Genomic DNA, 6,522 nt, shown 5'->3' with positions numbered 1-6,522 from the left:
AAGGGGGAGGCGGCGGCAGCCAGCGGGCAGGGGATTTCACAAGAGCCCGGCGGGCCGTCCGCTCCCGGTGCAGAGGTTCAGCTTACAACCGCAAGTGGAACTAAGCCTCCGGAAATGGAAAAAGACGGTCCGATGCCCATTCACGGTGAACTCTTTATGGGACTTCACCGTTCAGTGGGCATCTCAGAAACTGATTTGGTTTTCAGTTTCTGCCCGTCTTTTTCCATTCCCGGAGACTAAGTTCCACTAAACGGTTTCCAGATGAACCTCTGCACCGGGAGCGGACGGCCCGCCGGGCTCTTGTGAAATCCCCTGCCCGCTGGCTGCCGCCGCCTCCCCCTTTCCTGCTGGTTTTCTCTGCTCTGGTTATTTTAGTATCAAACCACAAGGCTTTTCTAAAAAATTAACTCCGCATCCGGTCTGCATCCTATCCACATTCTATCCGCATTTTAAGGAACCTTCATTATCAGTCTCTATCTTTAATCAGCCCCTATCTTTAATCAGCCCCTATCTTTTTCAACGTCTATCTTTGTCAACGTCTATCTTTGTCAACATCTATCCCTATCCTCTACCATTAAGCAGCAATCATTTAACAGCCCAGGCAGTACACAGCCGGCATTCCAAAGATTTCCGGCGTTACATTCGCCATTACATTAAACTAAAATCCGCCAAATGCCCCATCATATCTGATGGCGTACAATTTTATACTCGTCTCCGGATCTGTAATGGGGACACTCCCACCGGTCATTGGTGATAAAGCGGTAGTATTCGTCTTCATCCAGGTTCACTTCACAGGTATAGCATTCGTAATCTTCATCATAAACATAAAATGTACAGGTATCACAACTGCTCTTCATCGCAATACGCCTCTCCATATTTTTTATCCCGGTCTATCTGTTTCTTTAATTCTTCCAGGCTGTCGAATTTCTTCTCCGGGCGTTCGAAGTTTAAAAGCTGCACTTCGATGGTTTTTCCGTAAAGATCCTGGTCCAGGCTGAATATAAACGTTTCTACGCCTACAGGATTTTCACCTTCCACGGTGGGTTTTCTTCCTATATTAGTGATTCCCCGGTAAGTGCGGCCGTCTACGGTAACTCTGGACACGTATACGCCGAAGGGGGGAAGAAGTTTTTCCGGCGGAGGAATGATGTTGGCGGTTGGGAAACCCAGTATGGCTCCTCCTATGTGATTGCCGTGGACGACGGTGCCATGTATGGCATAGGGCTGTCCTAACAGTTCATTCACTTTCTCTATGTTGCCTTTGGCAAGTTCCTCCCGGATATAAGTGCTGCTGATGTCGCGGCTGTCCTCTTTTTCTTTGGTGATCACCACCAGTTCATATCCGCAGTCAGCCGCCAGTTCAGCCAGGAGCGCCGCATTTCCGGCCCTCTTGTATCCGAACCCGCAGTCTGTGCCGACTACAATCGCTTTTGCGTTCATCTTTCCTGCCAGAATCGTTTTTACAAACAGTTCAGGAGACATGTGGGATACCTCGGAAGTAAAGGGGTACTCCACCAGATAATCTACTCCGATTTTCTCCATGTTGTTGCGCCGTTCCTGGTTGGTTGTTATGACTGTCTGAGCCGTTTTGTAAATCAGGGTTCCGGGAACCGTGCTGAAGGTGAATAGGGCCAGTTTATAGCCCTTTACCCGCTTTAATTGGAGCATCTCTTTTAAAAGCTTTTGGTGGCCCCGGTGGCGTCCGTCGAATTTTCCAATTGATACTACCGTGGGTTCTGTGATCTTAAAGTCTGCGCTGTCGATAAATATCATTTCATTCACCCCCCAAAAACATCTTTTGAGGCTGAAAGCGTCCCTTTTCCTGGTCAAATTGATAGATTCCAAGAAACTTTCCCTGGCTGTCACAGACCCTTACCGATTCACCGGATAAGGGTAAACCGGGCGGGAGACCGGCTTTATCAGGGGTGAAAGGATTTCCGTTATACAGCAGCAAGTCCCACTGGGGCAGCATCCTCACTCTGTCATAAGAGGAAAATACGGTTTCTACGGCAACGATATGTTCTTCGATCTGACCGGAATGAACCAGCTCCTCGATTTCTCCAAGCTTTAAGCTGTCTTTTAAATCGAACTGGCCGACCCTGGTGCGCAGCAGTTTTTCCATGCAGCCTCCGCAGCCCAGTTTCCGGCCGATGTCATGGCAGAGGGTTCTGATATAAGTACCCTTAGAACAGCTTACCGTTATGGTGACCCGGGGAAGATCCATCGATTCCACCCGGATATCCAGAATCTCCACCGGTCTGGCCTGGCGTTCCACTTCTTTTCCTGCTCTGGCCAGCTCGTACAATTTTTTGCCGTTGACTTTCAACGCGGAATACATGGGCGGAATCTGTTCATAACGGCCCCGGAAGCTGAGAACCGCCTCCGCAGCCGTTTCAGGGTCTGCTTCCACTGGTTTTTTAGCCAAAATGTTTCCCGTGGTGTCCTGGGTATCCGTCTCCGTTCCCAGCAGTAAGACCGCCTGATATGTTTTCGTCTTATCGGTCAGCATATCACACAGCTTTGTGCCCTGGCCTAAACAAACCGGAAGGACGCCTTCCGCTTCCGGGTCCAAAGTTCCTGTGTGGCCTATTTTTTTCTGTTTTAAAATACCTCTCATTTTCGCGACTACGTCATGAGAGGTATATCCTTTTTCTTTATAAACATTAATTACGCCGTTGTACATGATTTTTCTTATTCCTGTGCTTTCAACTGTTTTTCGATATGTGAAGAAAGATTATTTATCACGTCGTAAATGCTTCCCGACATGGTGCAGCCTGCCGCTTTCACATGGCCGCCGCCGCCGAAATAGGAAGCGATTCTGCTGACATCCACAATACTGTTGGATCTCATGCTCACTTTAAATTCCTGGCACCCAGTCTCATACATGAAAATGGCGCATTCAATTCCTTCTGTAATTCTGAGCTGGTCGATGATTCCATCCATATCCTTGCTGGTGACACCGTAAAACTCCATGTCCTTAGCCCGCACCACGCTGAAGATGCACTTTCCTTCTAAAAAGGTAATGCTTTCCAACAGCGCCCGTCCTAAAATCTGGTTCTGCACATAAGTTTTCCGGTAAAAGCTGTCATCAATGATGCTGGAAAAATCAATCCCCTTTGCCATCATCTTTCCGGCCACCGTCATGGTCCTGGCAGAAGTATTGCTGTGTTTAAACACTCCGGTATCGTGAATGATCCCGGTATAAATACACTCCGCCACTTCTTTGCTGATCTTTTCTTCCTCCAGCAGACCGAATAACACTTCACAAGTGGAACTGGCGTCTGAAAGGATCTCATAATCCCTGGTGTATCCTACATTGGTGATATGATGGTCCACACAGAAGCTGTCCGCGGCGGTATCCAGGTAAACTCCCAAGTCCCCCAGACGCTCCCTGTCGCTGCTGTCTAAACAGACACACAAATCATACTGTCTGCCAGTGGACGGATCACTGCTTATCTTATCAAAATTTTTCAGGTAATTAAATTTAGCCGGCAGTGATTCCAGATATATATCAACGGAGTGATCAGGATAATTTTCCATCAGGTAATTGTACAGAGCCAGGCAGGAGCCCGCGCAATCCCCATCCGGATGAACATGACCAAGAATAACCACGTTTTCTGCCTTTTTTAATTTCTCTTCCAATAAGTTCAATCCATATCCTCCCTTCCAATTACTCTTCTTCGTCTTTTAAATCTTTTGTTACCTCGTCGATTAATTTTGACATATTAACCCCATATTCGATGGACTGGTCAAGGACAAATGAAATCTCCGGGGTGTTTCTAAGATTAATTCGTTTTGCCAGCTCTCTTCTCACGTATCCAACCGCGCTCTTTAAGCCTTCAATGGCGTGCCGGGCAGCTTCTTCGCTGCCCAGTACGCTGATATAGGCCTTGCAGTATTTTAAATCCGGGGTTACATCCACGGACACTACGGTAACCATAGCGTCGTGGACCCTGGGATCTTTAATTTCCGTGCGGATGATTTCGCTCATTTCGCGCTGTACTTCCATATTGACTCTTGTATTCTTTATACTGTTTTTACGCATTGTTCTGCTCCATTCTGTCATTTCAGGAAACAGCTTAACGAGGCACCTCTACCATATCATAAGCCTCTACCATATCGTCTTCCTGAATATCATTAAATTTCTCAAATACAAGACCGCATTCATATCCGGTTGCAACTTCCTTCACATCATCCTTGAACCGCTTTAAGGATGCCAGACGACCGTCAAAGATCAAATCGCCGTTACGGGTGATTCTGGCCTTGCAGCCTCTCTGGAATTTTCCGTCCATCACGTAAGAACCTGCGATTGTACCAACTCCGGAAGCCTTAAATGTCTGGCGCACCACCGCATGGCCGATCACTTTTTCCTCAAAAATAGGATCCAGCATACCCTTCATGGCAGCTTCCACGTCTTCGATAGCCTGGTAGATTACCCGGTACAGTCTTACATCTACTTTTTCCCGCTCCGCAATGGATTTTGCAGTCGCATCCGGCCTTACATTAAATCCGATAATGATCGCATTGGATGCGGACGCAAGGGAAACGTCGGATTCGTTAATCGCACCAACTCCGCCGTGAATGACCTTCACCACAACTTCTTCGTTGGAAATCTTTACAAGGCTCTGTTTTACAGCCTCTACAGATCCCTGAACATCGGCTTTTACAATCAGAGGCAGCTCTTTTACATTGCCCGCCTTGATCTGGCTGAACAGGTCATCCAGGGATAATTTTGCTTTCGTATCTTCAATCAGCTTATTCTTGCCTTCGGAAATAAATGTTTCCGCAAAGCTTCTGGCTTCCTTATCTGTTTCTGTGGCAACGAAGACTTCTCCCGCATTGGGAACGTCGTTTAATCCAAGGATTTCCACCGGTGTGGACGGACCTGCTTCTTTCACCCTGCGGCCCTTATCATCCATCATGGCGCGGACCTTTCCGTGACATGCTCCGGCCGCGATATTATCGCCAACACGAAGAGTACCCTTCTGTACCAGCACAGTTGCCACCGGGCCTTTTCCTTTATCCAGCTCCGCCTCGATTACAAGGCCTCTGGCCTTACGGTTAGGATTCGCCTTTAATTCTTTTACTTCCGCAGTCAGAATAATCATCTCCAGAAGATCGGAGATTCCTTCCTTTGTATGTGCGGAAACAGGCACGAAGATTGTGCTGCCGCCCCAGTCTTCCGGAACCAGCTCATATTCCGCCATCTCCTGTTTTACACGGTCGATGTTGGCGCTCGGTTTATCAATCTTGTTAATCGCTACAATGATCTCAACTCCCGCCGCTTTTGCATGGTTGATGGCTTCAACGGTCTGCGGCATAACGCCGTCGTCAGCCGCTACCACCAGAATTGCGATATCCGTAGATTTCGCACCGCGCATACGCATAGCGGTAAATGCCTCATGTCCCGGAGTATCCAGGAATGTGATCCTCTGTCCATTGATCTCAACCACATAGGCGCCGATATGCTGGGTGATTCCGCCGGCCTCTCTTGAGGTAACATTGGTCTCACGGATCGCATCCAAAAGGGAAGTTTTACCATGGTCAACATGGCCCATTACGCAGACAACAGGCGGTCTTGACTGTAAGTCTTCGTCATTTTCTTCGTCTTCTTTCAGAAGCTCTTCGATCACATCAACTTTTACTTCTTTTTCACAGAGCACGTCAAATTCCAACGCGATCTCTTCTGCTTTTTCATAATCAATTTCCTGGTTAAGGGTAACAATCGTTCCCTGTAAGAACAGTTTCTTAACGATAACGGACGGCTGGAGTTTCATCTTGTCAGCCAGTTCCTTGATCGTAAGAACTTCAGGAATAATGATTGATTTGATGGTATCTTCCACCTTAGTCTCCGCTGTTTTCTGAGGCATCTGGAACGGATGCTTAGACACTTTCGCTGACTTTGGTTTCATGTCCTCATCTTTATCTCTCTTATCGAAACGGTCATTCTTGTAGACGTTCTTATTCTGTCTGTTGCTGGTAGGCTTTGCCTGAATCGGGGTATCGAAGGATTTAGGCGCATCTTTGCCTCTGTTTCCCTGATAACCTCCGGTGCGCTGCTGGCCGTCACGGTTTCCCTGATAGCCTCCGGTACGCTGCTGGCCGTCTCGGTTCCCCTGATAGCCTCCGCCCTGGTAGCCGCCGGTTCTCTGTCCCTGATAACCGCCGGTACGCTGCTGGCCGTCACGGTTCCCCTGGTAATTATTTCCCTGGTAACCGCCGCTGCGCTGCTGGCCGTCACGGTTCCCCTGGTAGTTATTTCCCTGGTAACCGCCGCTGCGCTGCTGGCCGTCACGGTTCCCCTGGTAATTATTTCCCTGGTAGCCGCCGCTGCGCTGCTGGCCGTCACGGTTCCCCTGGTAGTTATTTCCCTGGTAGCCGCCGCTGCGCTGCTGGCCGTCACGGTTCCCCTGGTAATTATTTCCCTGATAACCTCCGCTGCGCTGCTGGCCGTCACGGTTTCCCTGATAGCCGCCGGTGCGCTGCTGGCCGTCTCGGTTTCCCTGATAGCCGCCGCTTCTT

General features: G+C 48.8%; 7 protein-coding genes. 1 reads left to right on the top strand and 6 read right to left on the bottom strand.

The features are described from left to right. On the top strand, positions 1-240 hold a 240-nt coding region (locus tag GPL15_RS21530; RefSeq protein WP_215700735.1), incomplete at its 5' end, for a hypothetical protein. 440 nt (positions 241-680) lie between these two features. Here the strand turns inward: GPL15_RS21530 and GPL15_RS21525 are convergent. From GPL15_RS21525 to infB, 6 genes are all read right to left on the bottom strand, one after another. Continuing rightward, the gene (locus GPL15_RS21525; protein ID WP_215700734.1) at positions 681-857 is read right to left on the bottom strand and encodes a DUF6472 family protein; all 177 of its coding nucleotides are present in this window, start codon (positions 855-857) and stop codon (positions 681-683) included. Continuing rightward, positions 841-1,773 carry a bifunctional riboflavin kinase/FAD synthetase gene (locus GPL15_RS21520; protein ID WP_215700733.1) on the bottom strand — a complete coding sequence of 311 codons (933 nt, stop codon included), beginning with the start codon at positions 1,771-1,773 and terminating at the stop codon, positions 841-843. Before GPL15_RS21520 ends, GPL15_RS21525 begins: the two co-directional genes overlap by 17 nt. Before the next feature lies 1 nt (position 1,774). Continuing rightward, positions 1,775-2,683 (bottom strand): tRNA pseudouridine(55) synthase TruB, encoded by a 909-nt coding sequence (truB, locus tag GPL15_RS21515; RefSeq protein ID WP_215700732.1) that lies wholly within the window; start codon positions 2,681-2,683, stop codon positions 1,775-1,777. Between the two features lie 8 nt (positions 2,684-2,691). Continuing rightward, positions 2,692-3,651: a bifunctional oligoribonuclease/PAP phosphatase NrnA gene (locus tag GPL15_RS21510; protein ID WP_215700731.1), complete on the bottom strand. Its 960-nt coding sequence runs from the start codon at positions 3,649-3,651 to the stop codon at positions 2,692-2,694. A 19-nt stretch (positions 3,652-3,670) separates the two neighbouring features. Then, complete coding sequence (gene rbfA, locus GPL15_RS21505; protein ID WP_215700730.1) at positions 3,671-4,045, bottom strand: 30S ribosome-binding factor RbfA; 375 nt, start codon at positions 4,043-4,045, stop codon at positions 3,671-3,673. A 34-nt stretch (positions 4,046-4,079) separates the two neighbouring features. Continuing rightward, positions 4,080-6,522: translation initiation factor IF-2 (gene infB, locus GPL15_RS21500; RefSeq protein WP_215700729.1), on the bottom strand; the 2,443-nt coding region annotated here is incomplete at its 5' end.

This window comes from Clostridium sp. MCC353, assembly GCF_018785315.1.
GTDB lineage: Bacteria > Bacillota > Clostridia > Lachnospirales > Lachnospiraceae > CHH4-2.
The sequence above is the reverse complement of the archived record's forward strand: the minus strand, read 5'-3'. Positions and strand labels throughout refer to the sequence as shown.